A 17,765-nucleotide genomic window follows, 5' to 3' on the forward strand; every position below is an offset into this window, starting at 1 on the left:
AATTAATCATATTACATTCTTTACACCTATCAATCTCGCTCGTGAAATTTTTCATTTTCTCAAATACAAAACAAAGTTTGTTTATTCAGCAACTTCCATTATTTATCACATACAATTTTTTTAATTTACCAGTAATCAAAATTTTCAAAAAATAGCTAAATAAGAAAATAATGCCCTTGATTTTCCAATAAAAACTATGCTCAAATAAAAATATTATTTTCAAGTAAGTAACAAAATCTAGATATTTTGGGCATGGTATTGTTTTTAGCTCATTGATAGATGTAAAAGCTAATAATAATGGGGAGGTGAAATTGTTTTTCTGCAGAATGTAATTAAACAGGGAATTGCATTTCCAGAATCTTTTATATTTATAGTTTTTGTCTACATCTAAAAAGTTTTTATTATAATAATGATTATTCTCATGTATTCTATACATCACTAAAGGTTTTGACATATAAAACTTTTTGGCCCCCACCAAAGAAGCTCCCCATACCAAACAGTCATCAGCCCTTACACGCCAATCTTCTATATTTGGAATAGGTAAAAATTTTCCGACTATCTCTCTACGTATTGATAATGTTGAAGTTATGGAACCAATCCATTCCCCATTATATAAAGTTCTAATTACTGAATAACCCAAATCTAAATCAACTACATCGTCTTGAAATGTTCCTTGTACTGCTCCAAATTTTTTATACGCACAAAATATAAAATCACATTCACTGCGTCTATTATAAAAATTTATGGCATTTTCTAAATACTCAGGTTCATAAATATCATCGGCATCTAAAAAAAATATAATGTCACCAGTAGCAGCTAAAAAACCTTCATTAAAAGATGACAATTGTCCTTGATTTTTTTCTTTCAAGATAGATTTAACACTAGTTACTTGAGTAAATTTATTGATAACTTCCGCAGAATTATCTGTGGATGCGTCATCAACAATGATAATCTCATCAAATTTAACTGTCTGATTTAAAGCGCTATTAATTGCCTCAGAGAGAAATTCCGCATAATTATAATTATTAATTAAACAAGAAGTTTTCATTTTGGTTTTATCCATTATTCCTACAGTCAAAAAATTTGCTTTAGATGGTTGTAGTGATGGTAGCTTTCACAATTTCTAAGAGAACTTAACGCTCTTTGCGAAATTTAGTTAAGCTGCTAGATACCAAATCTTGTTCAATTTGTCGTTTTTTAGTGTCATAAAAATAATTATTAGGTTCATTTTTAGCATTCACACCATTGATGACTATCCCTAATACCTTCTGACCTGACTGAGTTAAAAACTCTTTAGCTGCATTTGCACTGTTTAAGTCAACCACTCCAGGACGAACGACTAATAAGATACCGTCAGTCAAGGTGCTTAAAACAGCAGCATCTGCTATTCCTGACAATGGAGGAGTATCAAAAATTACGAAATCGTACTCTCTCCCAAAGTTACTAATTAATGTCGCCATGCGTTGAGAATCTAGCATTGCCACTGGATTGGGAGGCAAAACTCCAGAAGTGAGAACTTCCAGATTAGGCATTACTTCCTGAACAACCGTGTCTAAAGAAGCTTGGTTAAGTATGACATTACTTAGTCCCATTGTATTTGTTAGCCCCCAGATATGATGCTGTATGGGATGACGCATATCTGCATCCACCAACAACACTCTACGCCCCGCCTGAGCCATAGTCACAGCTAAATTTGCAGATACGTCAGACTTTCCTTCTCTGGCAACGGAACTTGTAATTACAATGCTTTTGAGCGGTTTATCAGAACAGAGGAACTTTAAGTTCACTTGTAGTATTTGATATGCATTACCAACAGGGAAGTAAGGAATATCTCTACCAATGATTTTGGGAATAGGTCTATCGAGTCCTGCTATAGAAGAATGATCTTTACCATTTCTAGCTTGTGTAGGAATCACTCCTAAAACACTGTATCTCAAGACATCTTTGGCTTCTTTGACGGTTTTCACCGAGCGGTCTATCAAGTCTAAAGTAAAGGCAACAATGATACCTAAGAAGAAACCAACTCCTGCTCCACCAACAATAAACAGCATTTTCCGAGGCCCTTCTGCTTTATCAGGGATTAAAGCATAGGAAATGACGCGAGCATTAGGAATTTTTTGGTTTTGTGCAATATCAATCTCTTGGCGTTTCTTTAAGAGTGTTTCGTAAGTCGTTTGAGCTGCTTGCAGTTTCCGTTCTAACTCTCGTTGACTCTGTTCTAACCTTGGCAAATTATTTGCTCGTTTGATGTAGGCATTTTGCTGTTGTTTGAGTGTGGCAATTTGTCTCTCCAAACCAACGCGTTCTGCCTGAGCACGAGTAATATCTGCAATTAGGCTTTGTCGCAGTTGTCCAACCTGTAAACTTCCCTGTGTTATCTGCGCTTTACCCGCTACTTGTCCTGTCCGCTCTTTTAGCAAGTTGTTAAGAGCTGCGACTTTTTCTTCTAAGCTAGTAATTGTAGGATGTTCAGGTGAAAAACGGGTACGCTCTAATGCAAGTTGGCTTTCTGTTTCTTGAAGTTGGGCTAGCACTTTCTGAACTCCAGGTGCTTGACTCAATTCAGATTCGATTACACCTTGCCGTGAATCTACTTGAGCTTCACTGCTTAACTGTTCTAGACGACCCTTCACATCATCTAGTTGAGCTAAAGCTTGAGAAATTTGGTTTCCTAACTTAGAAATTGTATCGACTGCTGCGGCTGCTTCTTGTTCCAGCACAACAACTTTATTCGTTTCTTTAAATAGCCGCAGTTTTGATTCGGCTCTTCTGACAACTTCCTCAGCTTTAGGTACTTCCGTTACGAGAACCTGTTTGGCTGTCCGCGCTTCATTCTGATTAGCCTTGATATTTAAATCGATATAACTGTCAATAACTTCATTGATGATTTTGGCAGCTAGTTCTGGATCGCCACCTTTATAAGAAAGTTGTACAACATCAGTACCTTTAATTCCTTCTATTTTTAGTTGTTTTGCCAAGTCGGGAATCGAGAGCAGTTTGCCTTGACTATCTTTAAGGTTGAGGGAATTAATTGTTTTCTCAATTACTGGATTTGATCCAATAACTCTCACTTGAGTTTCCAGGGGATTGTCGTTCACATTCAAAGCTTCTAGGCGTCCTATGTCATCCGGTAAGCCCGTGAGTGAGGAAGAGCGATTTGTTTTTATCATCAAACTTCCTTCTGCCTTGTATGAAGGTTTTAGTGAAAATGCATACAAGCATCCAAGGGTAACAGATATAGCAAAAATTCCAACTAGAGGTAGCCAACGCCGTTGAATAACTTCTAAGTATTTCTGAATATTTACTTCTTCAAAACTTGGTAAAGATTCCATCGTCATAGATATATACAAACTTTTATAAAAAAGATTATTTACTTACAGCAGATTGTTCTTAGTATTTTGCCCACAGTAGCGCTGTAATCTACTTTGCAATAGTAATTTTCTTCGTTGATTGTCAGCTAATGCCTTTTTGCTGAAGTTGTTAAATATCTGAAATTAACTAATAGTTTTGCAGATCGCAATTTTAAGTTAGATTGATATTTTCCTGACAGCAACAACAAGATAACTCACAATTTTTTATTTGATTTAGTGGTTTTCCATTTTTAGGACTTAATTTTGGTTAACTTAGTTTTGTATTACTACTAATGCAAGTATTGATTTGGAAGCTAGCAATCACTATCATATTATGTGAGAACACTGAATTCGAAAACTTTACAAAAAATTTATACAAAAGACTAATATGTTCTCTGTCAATTTGGTGATTTTAAAACGACGAAAGGAGTTAATTACTTCAGGGTAAGGAATAGAACAATTGTGCCACCCTATAAGCAATTGAAGCACTTCAGAGATAGACTTTGTACAGTGAAAAGAGAGACCTATAAAGACTCGATGGATGTTTACTTCACCTGCTTCCAAACTTTTAGTAACAATTAATTCTGACTCTGAAAATGGTCAATTTTAGTAATAATACGGAACTGGCAATCATAAAATTGTATGATTTGAGTATTGAGTCTGTAATAACTCGTAATCAGTTTAATTTGCCCAGTCAGGTGAAAGACTTTTTTATGTTGCTTGAGGTATGAAAATTATAACGTGCTTGTCCTTAGGTTTTTTCTATACCAGTATTTTAGATTTACCCGTAAATTTTCAATCACCTTAGTTGTATTCTCTAATCGAGGCAAAATACCCCTTTCAGTATCTATGTAAAAATATATTATCTATTGTCTTATGTATGTAACTACACAGTAACACGTGTTAAAGATAAACGGCTAGTAAGTAATAAACGTATGTCAAGAAAGATAAACTAGGCTAAAACCCTCTTTCCTGCTCCCTCCTGTCCGATTGTTACAATAAATTTTTGCGCTGACCTACTTAGTACAGGTAAGTAAGTCGGCGCAAATAATTAGAAGACAAGTAGTAAGACAAAATTAATTTACACAAAATTGAAGCTGAAGCCCTATCCAGCTTCAATTTAACGTAGCCAAAGAGGAGAGTATCAAATGGCAACGTGATTAGAACAAGAAATTAGTCTACACCAGACTAGTACATGACAGCAGAAATCCAGCTACTACCTTTATTAACCAGATGAGTAGCTCAAGCTACTTGTTCAAGGTAGGCAAACTTCCGCTAAATTTTACTAGATTTCACCACATTTTTAATGAAGTTTAACTATATTTATTATTACCTGTGTTAATCTGAAGTACTCAAGCTAGCTTGCTATTTCTTGGTTTTTATATCTAGGCAATTGTAATTATTAAACTGAAATTAAATGTTAAGAGATTTAATTATGAAATCCTCTTCTATTATCTTAGCCATTGTGATTAGCGCACTCACTCTCAGTTGAACCTTGTTCTTTTCATGGACGCACACCTGCATGTGCTTTAGCGATCGCTGAAGATCGTCGGATACATGAAATATATGTATCTATACTCGATCCAGACCCCCGCAATAATGGTAAAGGATTAGACATTCTTAAGAATTGCAGGAAAGATAATTAATGTCGGGTTATGCGCCAATGAGGTGAATGCTTTTCTTAACCAATATCTACTAAGGTGATCGTTGAAGAGTTAGATTAAAACTTTAATATAGTACGATTTTTCCAAAAATCTTTGCAATAAGCCAATCATCTGTATCAATTCACAACTATGCTGTTGTGTCAACTTAAAGTTGAAACTAGTAAGCAAGAAAGCTGTGAGATGCTGCTTAATTAGGAGTCTTAGACTATTTCCGACTTATCTAAAAAGTGGGAATGTTGTTCTTCAAGCTATGGTGCATAACAATCAACTAAGCACCCTTACACAAAAATCTTTTCGCTTTAAGAGGATATTAGGGCGATCGCGGGTGTTGCTGTTTTGCCAAGTATTATCCTTGATGTTAGTGTTACCACTGTTAGTACTTTTAGTCCATAAAATGTCTCTAGGAGTAATCAAGTTATAATACCGCATCCAGTGTAGATGTCTGCGAACAATTATGACACAAGTGCAATTGTCACAAATATCTGCGTCTTCTTGGTCATCCTAAATCTTAGGAAAGAGATATGAGTAAGAATGAATGTAGAGATGTAGTAGTGCTACGTCTGTGCAAGTGTTCTGGATACTGCATAATTAATTTCACCAGACACCCAATTGCTAAGTATTTGACCAGATTTTTAAAGAAAGCTGTTATTAAAGAAGGAGAGCAGGAGAAGTTCTTTCTTTCATGTTTAACGATCGTTTGCTATGCACCTGGCTTGATATGATTGGATTGCCTTACAAAAACATGAGGTGAAAAATGGATATTTTATATTTAATAAGTTTTTCTTTAATGAGATTATATCTCTTGATCAGCAGACTAAGAATACTTCAAAAAATGAGTTTTTTGTGATATTTTAAGAGTCGAATCTCTTAGATAATGATGAAATCCTTGCTCGGTATTTTTTACTTTTTTCAGTAATGACATTGGATAACTAAACTCAATTTAATTGTTAATTTTATTTTAGAATATGCAAAAATCAATGATAAAGGAATGTAATTACTTCAAAGGATATGCCAAAATAAATACTTTAGATAATTGATTTGTGAGTGGCGATGATGTTATTATTAAGGGGTGGGTTGATTTTGGGTTTATTATCTCCAACAATTAACTTGTAATGTATCATAGATCAGAATTCATCAGTGTTGCAAATTGATTAGACCTCTTGCATAAATTACAAATTAAAAACCCCACACCGCCAAAGCGTAGCTTTGTATCCCCTCCTCGCAAGCGGGAAGGAGATTAAGGGATGGGGTATTAAGTATTTTTGCAAGATATCTATTGATTAGCAGTGTGAAATGGCTGTGGGTCTGAATATCTAGACTTGATACCAATAAATTCATGAGGTTACAGAGGAGCAAATAACCATGAGCAACTTAACATCTCCACATACCGAAGTTCAAAAAACGAAGAAAAAAAGTTTAGCCGCAGATAAAAAGCCTCGAGCTACAGATGATATTGTGCGTAGTTATCTGCAAGAGATCGGGCGTGTAGATTTGTTGACTCGCGAACAAGAGGTTATTTTTGCCCAACAAGTGCAGCAGATGATGAATTTATTAGCTGCTAAGGAAGAATTGGCTGTGAAATTAAACTACGAACCCACGCTGCAAGAATGGGCAGATCAGGTGGAGTTAAGTGTAGAGGTGCTAGAGCAACAGCTAAATTTAGGACACCAGGCCAAGCAGAAAATGATTCAGGCTAATCTCCGGTTGGTGGTAGCTGTGGCCAAGAAATACCAGCACCGGAACCTAGAATTTATGGATTTAATTCAAGAAGGTACTTTAGGTTTGGAACGAGGGGTAGATAAATTTGATCCCGCTCTTGGTTACAAGTTTTCTACTTATGCTTACTGGTGGATTCGTCAAGGAATTACACGGGCGATCGCTCAACAAGGACGTACAATTCGTTTACCTATCCACGTCTTTGAGAAACTGAACAAAATTAAACGGGTGCAGCGAGAATTATCTCAACAGTTGGGTCGCGTTCCTACTACTGCTGAAATTGCCACTGCCTTATCTTTGACACCTAGCCAAGTTCGAGAGTGTTTGTACTTAGCTCGTCAACCCTTCTCTCTAGAGGCACGAGTTGGTGAACAACAAGATACAGAATTGCAGGACATATTGGAGGATGATGGTCCTTCCCCCGAAGATTATGCCGTTGAAGAATCTCTCCACCAAGACTTACAAGACTTATTGGCAAAGCTGTCTCCACAGCAGCGAGAGATATTAACCCTGCGCTTTGGTCTAACGGATGGGTATGAACTTTCTTTAGCACAGATTGGCGATCGCATGGGTATTAGTCGAGAACGGGTGCGTCAGATAGAACAAAAAGCTCTCAGTCTCCTCCGACGCCAAAAGGAACAAGTACGTAGTTATCTAGCTAGCTAAGGTTATTTTTTTACAATTTAAGACATTGAAACTTAGGAAATCACCATAATGGGTGTATGGAATTCAGTCATTCTGGGGGAAAATAAACCTAAATAATCTCTCTTAAAGATTTGATATGAGTACACCAAAGACAGTGCAACAATTGCAGGTACAATGGGTGACTTCTGAAAACTTTTGGCGTTATGGACAGGTAATTTTTGCAAGTTTTGATGGCAAAACTTACGATGGCGAAGATGCCCAGTTAAACCTACAAAACGGGATTCCACGATTTTATGTTATGCGGTTGGAGAAGATAGGGCGAAAGTTCCACAAAATTACTCGCCATGTGCAATGCACTCAATGTCTGGGTTCTTTGGAAGGGAAGGATTGGTTAATTGCAGTTTGTCCTCCTCAGAATGATGTGAATGAACCAGCATTAGAAGAGATTGCTGCTTTCCACATTCCGGGGAATTGTTTTATTAAGCTACATGAGGGTACTTGGCACGCTGGGCCCCATTTTGACCATGAAGCTGTGGATTTTTATAATTTGGAACTAGCTGATACAAATATGGTGGATCATTTCACCCATGATTTTCTCAAGAGTCATCAATTAGAGTTTGAGATGGTTTAGGTAAGATTATGTTTAATTATAAATATAGACAAGCCATTCACCTGAATCAGTTCAACCATTTGAATCTACTTTCCACAGAAGGAAAAATTAGTTCAAGTATTACGTCAGTTTGGTTATGATGTATGGATTGTCTAATGTTAGCCTAGAAATTGATATCCCAGCAGAATGGTTGCGTAGAAGTTTCCACTGCCTTTGAAATTTTCTTAAACATTCATTTTATGGCTTCTTCCAATTCTCAATCTTCTAACAAAAGCTTTGTCTACCGCGAATTTGGCAACGATAACTCCGCCGCCACAGAAAGACCAATTCCAGAACTGCCCCCACAACAACAAAATCTGAAAGTACAGGCTTCCCGCAAAGGACGCAAAGGCAAAACCGTCACAGTCGTTAGCGGTTTTCAAGCGAAACCGGAAACCTTAGCAGATTTGGTGAAGCTGTTGAAAACCCAGTGTGGGACAGGTGGGACACTTAAAGACAACGAAATTGAAATTCAGGGCGAACACAAACAGAAAATTGTCGAGATTTTGACCAAGCTAGGTTACAAAGCCAAAATTAGCGGTGGCTAATCTTGAGTGCGGTTTACCGTATCTAAACCGCGATCTAGATTAAGAGAGGGAATGTTATCTTTGAGAGGTACAAATATGCTTGAACAGTGGTAAATTAGTTTACCAACAAGCTGTGTTTTATAAGATGAATAGGAGGTTTAAATGGATTTAGTTCGGATTCTGTGTGCCATTTTCCTGCCGCCCTTGGGAGTTTTTTTACAAGTAGGTTTTGGTATAGACTTTTAGATTAATATACTTTTGACGCTGTTTGGTTACATTCCTGGGATTATTCATGCAATATGGATAATTGCTAAGAAATAACTTTTTGTATAAGTAGGTTAAGCGTACCAATATCTGTGTTAGTGATTCTTATAGAGGCAATTCATGAATTACCTCTATAAAAAAGTTTATAAGATTAACTATTTTCTGTTCGTAACTTTAATTAAACAAAAATCTCTAAGAATACTACTTTATTTTTGAAATATACATAGACACTGCCCAATCAAACCTGATATCTAAATAAAAGTTGTAAAAACAATATTTATCAAGTCTTTAATGTCAACTTTTGTGTGCCGGAAAATACCAAATTAACTCTAATTTTTTAACATGGCATAGAGTCTAAGCTCTAGAAGCAAGGGGCAGATGTGCAATTGCCATTGCACAGTTGGGACCTTTAAATCTTTGATTAAGCCAGTGCGTATATCTAGTACCCAGCCATGAACCATAGGCGCTTTTCGCTGATAAAGTACCTGACGCATGATGGAAGTTTGGTAAATATTTTTCACTTGCGCCACAACATTGATTTCTGCCAAGCGATTCAGACGTTCTTCTCTTGTTGGCAAGGCATCAATTTCTTCTTGTTTCTCTAAATACAGTTCCCGAATCGGATTTACCCAGTTATCAAGAATTCCGATAGTTCTCCCTTCTAAAGCTGTCTTAATTCCTCCGCAATCGTAGTGACCACAAACGATAATGTGTTCCACTTTCAGGTGTAAAATTGCGTATTCTAAAATGGCTAAAAAGTTTATATCCGTTAGAGAGACTTGATTGGCAATATTACGATGTACAAATAACTCTCCTGGTTCTGTACTGGTAAACTTTGTTAATGCTAGACGACTATCAGAACACCCGATGTATAGAAAAGGTGGTGTTTGTCCACTAGATAATTCTTGAAAGTAAGTTGGATCTAGAGCTAGCTTTTCGGCAACCCAAGCCTGATTATTTCTGAGGAGTTCATCAATGCTGTTGTATTTCATCTTTCGTCAAATTCGAGAGAGAATCTCATCAATATTTTATTTTAACTGATCTACAGTTTTGTTTAAATCAAGATGAACTTTTTCAGAACTAAAATCTTATAAAGATGACAATTGTTTTTCAATCAGGAGCAACAACTTTGCTACCGTTATGATGGTTGATTGACCAACGGTGATCGATAGTTACAGAGGAAAACTCACAAATTTCTTCTAGTCGCTTTTGCTGTACAGCAGCTTTACGGAGAGTAATAATTAGCTGATTCACCTGATGCCGTAAATCTGGGTTATCATTTACTGCTAACATAGTTTGTCTTTCTAAGAGTTGAAGTATAAGTTCGTAGTGAATAGGCGAAGGTAGAGGAATTTGCTCCATGAAGTTCAATTTTGATTTCATATTTGGGATTTTGTATTAGTCACAGTTTGTTTCTTGTAAATAAATTGTTACATACTAAATAACTAGTTACTTATGGCTTTGATTTGATTAGCAATGAAGATTTGGCAAAGATATTGATGATATTTGATGGCAAAGTGCTGCGTGTGTACGCATAGTGTGCCCAATTGTTCAACTATTTTGTGCAGCCCTGCACATTTTAGGGCAGGTAGGGTGTTTTTTTCAAAAATTCCTTGGTAATATACGGGCGATCGCAGCGCCGGGATCTGGTTGTTTTACCAAAGATTCTCCAATGAGTACAGCAGATGCACCTGCTGTCAGCACCAAACTCAAATCCTCTGGGTTGTGTAGTCCTGATTCGCTAACAACTAGGATGTTTTTCTCTTGCAATTGGCTACCCCTTGCAGCCAAAAGTTGACAAGTAGTTTGCAGATCGACAGAGAAATCTTCCAAATTGCGATTATTGATTCCTACCAAGGAGACTCCATCTAAGGCTAACACGCGGTCAAGTTCTGCCAAGCTATGGACTTCAATCAAGGCTGCCATTTTCAGGTTGTTAGCAATTTTGAGGAAATATTTCAAATCTTGATCGCTCAGGATAGCTGCAATCAATAAAATAGCATCTGCACCCTGAACTCGCGCCAAGTATATCTGGTAAGCATAAATCACAAACTCTTTACATAGTAGGGGCAAATCTACGGCAGCGCGAATCTTGGCTAAGTTATCAAAGCTGCCTTGAAAGAACTTGGTATCTGTGAGTACAGAAAGACAACTAGCACCACCTTGCTGATAAGAAAGGGCGATCGCTACTGGGTCAAAATCTTCTCGTAAAACGCCTTTACTGGGAGAAGCTTTTTTGACTTCGGCAATCAATGCTGGCTTTGTCTTACCTTGGCGCAAAGCGGCAACAAAATCACGGGTTGGCGATGCAGTGAGTACCTGCTTAAGCAATTGCTGCAAAGGAACCTTTTCCCGCATTTGGTCATATTCTACTTCTTTCTGCCAGACAATTTCTTCCAAAATGTTGTTTGGCGCAGCATCAGGTACGGCAGCCTGATAACGTAATATAGACACGGAAATAGCTGGGTTAGGTGAACGGCGACGGATTTGCATAATTAGTCATTAGTCATTGGTCATTGGTCATTAGTCATTAGTCATTGCTTAGTGGTCATTTGTCCTTGTTTATTAGCAAAGGACAAATGACAAACAATAAATGACTAAATTGTGATCGCTCGTTTATAAGCTTCGTCCAAAACTTCCGAAAGTGTCGGGTGGGCGTGAACTAGATGTGCGAGACTTTGGACAGATTGACGGTTTGCGATCGCAGCTGAGGCTTCATGAATCAAGTCTGAGGCGTGCAGTCCGAAAATGTGAACACCCAAGACTTCTCCGGTGTCTTTGCGATATATCACCTTGGCAATACCGTCAGCTTCATTTTCTGCCAACGCTTTGGAATTTCCTTTGAAGTAACTCCTACTGGTGGCGATTTCAAACCCTTCGGCTTGTCCTAACTCCTTAGCGGCTGTTTCAGTTAAGCCTACATAGCTGACTTCTGGGTGGGTAAATGCCGCTGCGGGGATGCTGCGATAGTCTGCTATTCTTTCCCTCCCAACTATATTTTCTACCGCGATAATGCCTTGAGCAGAAGCTGCATGTGCCAACATTATCTTCCCATTAGCGTCGCCAATTGCCCACAAATGCGGCACGACACCTGCTGATAGCACTGCCATGTGATCGTCAACTGGGATAAAATTGCGCCGATCAAGTTCCACACCCACAGACTCTAAACCAAGATTTTTGGTCGCCGGGATGCGTCCCGTAGCCACCAAGCAAGCATCTACTTCGATGACATCTACATCTTCTTTGGTTTTGAAATCTGCTAACTCAATTACCACAGGTGAACCAGGAATGACTTTTTTGGCGTATATCCCCACTTTCGTTTCAATATCGCGGGGAGTAATTAGCACCCGTTCAGCAAGTTTGGCAATGTCGCGGTCAAATCCTGGCATTAACTGATCTAGGGCTTCAATCAAAGTGATTTCACAACCCAAAGCTGAGTAAATATCAGAAAATTCCAAGCCGATGTAACCACTGCCAATAATTGCTACCCACTCTGGTAGTGATTCCAACTTCACACCTTGGTCGCTGGTAAAGACAGTTTTGCCGTCTACTTCAATCCCTGGAGGCACAAAAGGAATTGAACCTGGTGAAAGGATGATGTCTTTGGCTGTGATGGTTTTTTCACCACCGTCTCCAGCGATCGAGACTTTTTGCGTCCCAGCGATTTTTCCCCAACCCCTGATGATATCGACTCCTAGACGTTTGAGGCTGTTGGTTAAGTCGCCTTGAATTTTTGAGACGAGATTATTAGCATGATTAGCGATCGCTTGGCGATCGAATTCCACGCTACCAATTTGAATTCCCAGTGACTTGAGGTGGTGGGCATTGCGTAACTCCCGCACACGTCCAGATGCTGCCAGTAGCGCTTTAGAAGGAATACAGCCCCGATTAACACAGGTTCCTCCCATATCAGCAGCTTCAATAATTGCTGTTTTCAAACCACAACTTACGGCGTGTAAGGCTGCGCCATGTCCGCCTACACCAGCGCCGATAATTACTAAATCGTAATCATATCCTTGACTCACGTTAGTTTCCCCGTGTGCTTCGCCTATTTATTCTCAACTTGACTCGACAATCAGCGCTACCCTTTTAACAGTTATCAGTTATCAGTTTTATCGCTGAACTCTAAATCCCTCACCTTACATTACCCTGACTGTTTACTGTTGACTGTTCACTGATTTCAGGTTCGGGTATTGCTAACTCAAATTATGATTCACTCACTTCTGGCGAAAATATGGATATTTTCATTATATGGGTTGGTTTTCCCAGAAAGGCGACAAGAAATTAAGTGAGTATTTGCAGGGTAATGAAGCTGATTTCAGTACTGAGCTAGTTAATAAATAGAAATTGCAGTCTTATCTAGACTCCCATTACCCCTTATCCTCAGAGGAGGCCCCACCTTCCCGACTCTCTACACCTTTTTCTTTACAGCGCGTTAGCGTAACACTAAGCTGGATTTAAGATTGATCCAGAAGATTTACGCAGGCGATCGCTCGATGTCTATTCCCCAAATTAGTGAATTTACTATCCGCCGTCATGCCAACGCCAAATCTTTCCAGCGGGGCGAGGCGTATTATAACGCTGGTGCTGTTAATGCCGTTATCCAACGTGGTCATCTGCTTCAGGCAGATGTATTAGGCACCGAAGCTAGACCTTATCATGTCAACCTGAATTTCGATAGCAGTGGGTTAACCTCAGTAAAATGCACCTGTGCCTACGACTATGAAGGGTGGTGCAAACACATTGTAGCGACGATGCTCGTTTGTGCGCGTAACTCAGAAAAAATTGAGCAGCGCCCCACCCTTGAAGAACTACTAAATCGCCTGGATCGTATCGAAACTCAAAGGCTGCTACAAGAGTTGGTAGCAGAATACCCCCCCCTAATTGAGGCGATTGATCGTCATATAAGTTGGATAACGAATCCTACTGACAACCAAACAACCATAAAATTCGTGCGCAGCAATACTCTTGATCCCGCTCCGTTTCGGCGGCAAGTACGGCAGATTCTCAAGGATACTGTGCGCTACTTTGAGGAGGGGTACGAAGAAGACCCGATTGGCGAAGATTTGCTGAATGTGGTGCAAACTGCGGTAGATTTTAGCGAACGGGGAGAAGGTGAAAATGCGATCGCTATTTTGGAAGCGATTACCTCTACCTGTGCCGAAAATTGGGATGATGTTGCCGAATACGGCGCTGAAAACGATGAAATTGTCGGCGAATTAAATAATGCTTGGTGTGAAGCAATTCTAATTGCCGAACTTACTCCAGAAGAAAAAGTTGATATTCAAATAAATTTAGAAGCTTGGCAGGATGAGTGGAATGCTGATTTTGGTCTAGTTATGGAGGCTTTACGCCAAGGTTGGGATTATCCGCCGCTGGTACAAGTTCTCCAAGGTAACATTACTGAAAGGGGAGCTTGGGAAGAAGACGTACCAGATTATGCTGATGATTTGGCATTAATTCGCCTGAAAATTCTCGAACGTCAAGAACGTTATCAAGAATACCTGTATTTGGCAGAAGCGGAAGGGCAAACCCAGCAATATCTGACAATGTTAGGGCGTTTAGGCAGGGTGGAAGAAGCAATTGATGCTGCTCAAACCCAGATGAACTCAATGGAAGAAGCCTTTGCCCTAGCGAAAACACTCAGCGTTCAGGGAGCATTGCAGCAAGCATTAGATATAGCCCAGAGTGGATTAAATTTACCGGGTAATTGTCAGTACGAATTGGGAGTTTGGACAAGTGATTTAGCTATTGAGTTGGGTAATAGTGAAGCTGCCTTATTAGCAATCAAGGCGGCTTTTCAACTGAAGCCCTCCTTTGTGGACTACCAAAGGATGGCAGAATTGGCTGGGGAAAACTGGGGAAGTGTCAAAACAGACCTGCTGAGAATTGTCTGTACTTCTAGTGGTTGGGGAACAGAATCAGCCAAGGTGGATATATTCTTGCATGAGGGGCTAATTGATGATGCAATTGCGATCGCTAGTGAACTAAGTTCCGATCGTTCAGAGTTAATTCACCGAGTTATGGATGCTGCTATCCCTCATAATCCTGGTTGGGTGATTGCCAATGCTCGTCGCCGTGCCGAAAAGATTATGGATGCAGGTAAAGCCGAATACTACTATTACGCGGTTGAATGGTTGAAAAAGGCGCGTAATGCCTACCTGGAATCTGGGAAGAAAGCTGACTGGTTAAGCTATCGGGAAAACTTGATGCAAACCCACGCTCGTAAACGTAAATTGATGGGAATGTTTAAGGAAAGCGGTATGGAGTGAAGAATGAGATATAGGACTGAAAATGACGTAGGCACAATACCTTCTCTTAACAAAGACGCTACGCTAACGGGAAACCTTCAACTTCATGAATTTTACCTATCAAGGATTTTGGGCAACGCATAATTGATTTCACAAGATACAGGAGTTAGCAAGTAACTGAGGTATAAAATGCAGGACTCACGCATCAGATATAAAGAGTCACTACCTCCTGCCTCAGAATCCGTAGCTTTGTACTTCATGCAAAAGAAAACTCCTGTATCTCATTGATACTGTTAAGTCTGCAATAACCAGATGATTTAGCTTTTAAATTGAGATTTGCTCAAAATATCAACTTTAGCGACAAAAGATGAAGTAAGATTCACATCTGAAGCAGTCCCCGTATAATCCCATAGTTACTGACAAAAAATAGTCCAGTGCGATGATTGATAAATATCCTCAGAATCTTATAGTGTCTTGCTTACCGCTGAGTATGCTTCTATTACTCAGCAGTACATCTTTAAGTCCACTGAAAGCTCAGGCTGTTGATCCGACCAAATTACCAACTAGTAATTTCATCCTATCGCAACAAATTCCACTACGACAGAATGTCCCACCGCCACAGGATATCCAACCACCCACACCTTCACCACTTCCCTTACCGGAAGTGCCACAGCCACTCCCCCCACCAGCAGAACTATTTCCACCCTCTGCCCCAACTCCCACACCTGAGGAACTACCCTCTGGCAATTTTCCTCAAACTATTGTTGTTGAGCGGTTTGAAGTTATTGGTAGCACAGTCTTCAGTGCCCAAGAGTTAGCCCAAGCCACTGCTGAATTTACCAAACGACCAATCTCACCGACTCAATTGTTTCAAGCACGTTCTAAAATCACTGAGCTATACGTCAAAAATGGTTACATTACTTCTGGTGCCTTGATTCCACCCCAAACAATCCAATCCGGTGTTGTGAAAATTCAGGTGGTGGAAGGTAAATTAGAAGATATCCAGGTAACTGGGACTCGGCGGTTGAATCCCAATTATGTCCGCAGCCGACTAGCAATTGCGACATCAGCGCCTCTGAATCGCCAGCGTTTACTAGAGGCACTGCAACTTTTGCAACTTAATCCTTTGATTAAAAACGTGACTGCTGAACTCTCAACAGGATCGCAACCGGGTACGAGTCTTTTAGAAGTTAAAGTCAGTGAGGCAAAAACCTTTAGTGGGCAAATAATTCTTGATAATGGGCGATCGCCTAGTGTTGGCAGTTTTCGACGTGGGTTAAGATTGAATGAAGCCAACTTACTCGGATTGGGAGACGATCTGAGTTTGGGCTACACCAATACTGATGGTAGCAACTCCTTTGACGCTAGTTACACATTGCCTCTCAATCCCCGCAATGGAACTCTGAGCTTTAACTATGGCACTACGTCGAGTCATGTCATTGAGCCTCCTTTCGACGCTTTAGATATCGAATCGGCTTCTCGCTACTACGAGGTGACATTCCGCCAGCCCATAGTTCAAACTCCGACACAAGAGTTCGCCCTTGGGTTGACAGCCTCCCGACGCGAAAGTGATATCTCGTGGAAACTACAGAGAGAGAGCGAAGGAGGGTTTCCCCCCTCTCTACTTTCGCCTGGTGCTGATGATGAGGGACACACTAGGGTATCTGCATTGCGATTTTTTCAAGAATGGACGAATCGTAACAGTCGGGAAGTCATCGCCCTACGCTCTCAATTCAGTTTGGGCATAGATGTGTTGGATGCCACGGTTAATCAAGATGCTCCTGATAGCCGTTTTTTTGCTTGGCAAGGGCAAGCGCAATGGGCACGCCTTTTAGCTCCTGAAACCTTATTATTACTTCGTTTAAATACGCAACTTGCATCTAGAACACTTTTGCCTATAGAGCAATTTGGCTTAGGTGGGCAGGATAGCATTCGCGGCTATCGTCAAGATTATCTGCTGACGGATAATGGCACTTTTGTTTCTGCGGAAGTTCAAGTTCCAATTCTGCGCTTACCCCAGATAAATAGCACTTTACAAGTTGTGCCGTTTGTAGATTTTGGTGTTGGCTGGAACAGTTCTGGTAGAAATAATCCCGACCCTAATACTCTAGCTTCTGTTGGTCTGGGGTTGCGTTGGGCACAGGGCGATCGCTTAACCGTTCGTCTTGACTGGGGCATTCCTTTAATATCTGTTGACTCAAATGAGAGAACATTACAAGAAAGCGGTTTGTATTTTAGTTTACTCTATAATCCTTTTTAACCGCTGTCCATGTACACCCTATTAAGAGTTGAGGGTGTACATGGACAGTAGTCAACGATCAAAAAACTATGAGTATCTAAATTTTTATAAAAAAGACCCTGGGTTATAATTCCAGGGTGCATACACGTTTTTCAGGCATTAATAGGTTGAATAATAACTTTGTAAAATAGTAATTTCTACTATCTATAGAATGATACAAAAATAGAAATTAGTTATTCTAGTCTATCAATACATCTACCGTTGGGAGTATGCAAATATTGTCAGAGGCAAGTTATTTCAAGTCCGTTTAACTACTTATGATTACCGCATCTGTAGAAAAACCTCAAAAGCCTCTTTCCCCCTGCCCTCTGCGAGCTAAATGATAAGTTTTTAGTCGGACACGATATTATCCGGCAATATTCTGATTGGATTAACCTTCAAATGGTGCTGTAATTAATCT

Annotated in this window: 11 protein-coding genes and 1 pseudogene; 6 read left to right on the forward strand and 6 right to left on the reverse strand. The window is 39.7% G+C overall.

Annotated elements, in window-relative coordinates:
* Positions 1-85: 85 nt before the first annotated feature.
* Complete coding sequence (locus tag NLP_RS20445) at positions 86-1,063, reverse strand: glycosyltransferase family 2 protein (protein ID WP_104907991.1); 978 nt, start codon at positions 1,061-1,063, stop codon at positions 86-88.
* A 70-nt stretch (positions 1,064-1,133) separates the two neighbouring features.
* Positions 1,134-3,338, reverse strand: coding sequence for a GumC family protein (locus NLP_RS20450; protein WP_104907992.1), 2,205 nt, complete (start codon positions 3,336-3,338; stop codon positions 1,134-1,136).
* A gap of 3,038 nt (positions 3,339-6,376) precedes the next feature.
* Here NLP_RS20450 and NLP_RS20460 point away from each other — a divergent pair.
* The 4 genes and pseudogenes from NLP_RS20460 to NLP_RS20475 all read left to right on the forward strand — a co-directional run bounded on the left by NLP_RS20460 (position 6,377) and on the right by NLP_RS20475 (position 8,872).
* Positions 6,377-7,396 carry an RpoD/SigA family RNA polymerase sigma factor gene (locus tag NLP_RS20460; RefSeq protein ID WP_234017000.1) on the forward strand — a complete coding sequence of 340 codons (1,020 nt, stop codon included), beginning with the start codon at positions 6,377-6,379 and terminating at the stop codon, positions 7,394-7,396.
* Between the two features lie 115 nt (positions 7,397-7,511).
* A complete protein-coding gene (locus NLP_RS20465) occupies positions 7,512-8,006 on the forward strand; it encodes an ureidoglycolate lyase (RefSeq protein ID WP_104907993.1) in 495 nt (164 codons plus the stop codon).
* A 218-nt stretch (positions 8,007-8,224) separates the two neighbouring features.
* Positions 8,225-8,572: a translation initiation factor gene (locus NLP_RS20470; protein ID WP_104907994.1), complete on the forward strand. Its 348-nt coding sequence runs from the start codon at positions 8,225-8,227 to the stop codon at positions 8,570-8,572.
* Between the two features lie 141 nt (positions 8,573-8,713).
* Positions 8,714-8,872 (forward strand): annotated as a pseudogene (locus NLP_RS20475) (YqaE/Pmp3 family membrane protein).
* A gap of 272 nt (positions 8,873-9,144) precedes the next feature.
* On the opposite strand, the gene NLP_RS20480 reads toward NLP_RS20475, so the two are convergent.
* The 4 genes from NLP_RS20480 to lpdA all read right to left on the reverse strand — a co-directional run bounded on the left by NLP_RS20480 (position 9,145) and on the right by lpdA (position 12,840).
* On the reverse strand, positions 9,145-9,807 hold the full coding sequence (locus NLP_RS20480) for a carbonic anhydrase (RefSeq protein WP_104907995.1): 663 nt from the start codon (positions 9,805-9,807) through the stop codon (positions 9,145-9,147).
* A 118-nt stretch (positions 9,808-9,925) separates the two neighbouring features.
* Positions 9,926-10,177 (reverse strand): DUF5340 domain-containing protein, encoded by a 252-nt coding sequence (locus tag NLP_RS20485; protein ID WP_104907996.1) that lies wholly within the window; start codon positions 10,175-10,177, stop codon positions 9,926-9,928.
* A gap of 240 nt (positions 10,178-10,417) precedes the next feature.
* Positions 10,418-11,308: an indole-3-glycerol phosphate synthase TrpC gene (gene trpC / locus NLP_RS20490; RefSeq protein WP_104907997.1), complete on the reverse strand. Its 891-nt coding sequence runs from the start codon at positions 11,306-11,308 to the stop codon at positions 10,418-10,420.
* 104 nt (positions 11,309-11,412) lie between these two features.
* The gene (gene lpdA / locus NLP_RS20495; protein WP_104907998.1) at positions 11,413-12,840 is read right to left on the reverse strand and encodes a dihydrolipoyl dehydrogenase; all 1,428 of its coding nucleotides are present in this window, start codon (positions 12,838-12,840) and stop codon (positions 11,413-11,415) included.
* A gap of 471 nt (positions 12,841-13,311) precedes the next feature.
* Between lpdA and NLP_RS20500 the strand changes: the two genes are divergently transcribed.
* Together NLP_RS20500 and NLP_RS20505 are read left to right on the forward strand one after the other, a co-directional pair.
* On the forward strand, positions 13,312-15,087 hold the full coding sequence (locus tag NLP_RS20500) for an SWIM zinc finger family protein (RefSeq protein WP_199784870.1): 1,776 nt from the start codon (positions 13,312-13,314) through the stop codon (positions 15,085-15,087).
* 418 nt (positions 15,088-15,505) lie between these two features.
* Complete coding sequence (locus tag NLP_RS20505; protein WP_104908000.1) at positions 15,506-17,326, forward strand: ShlB/FhaC/HecB family hemolysin secretion/activation protein; 1,821 nt, start codon at positions 15,506-15,508, stop codon at positions 17,324-17,326.
* Positions 17,327-17,765 lie beyond the last annotated feature (439 nt).

The organism is Nostoc sp. 'Lobaria pulmonaria (5183) cyanobiont', assembly GCF_002949795.1.
Taxonomy (GTDB): Bacteria; Cyanobacteriota; Cyanobacteriia; order Cyanobacteriales; family Nostocaceae; genus Nostoc.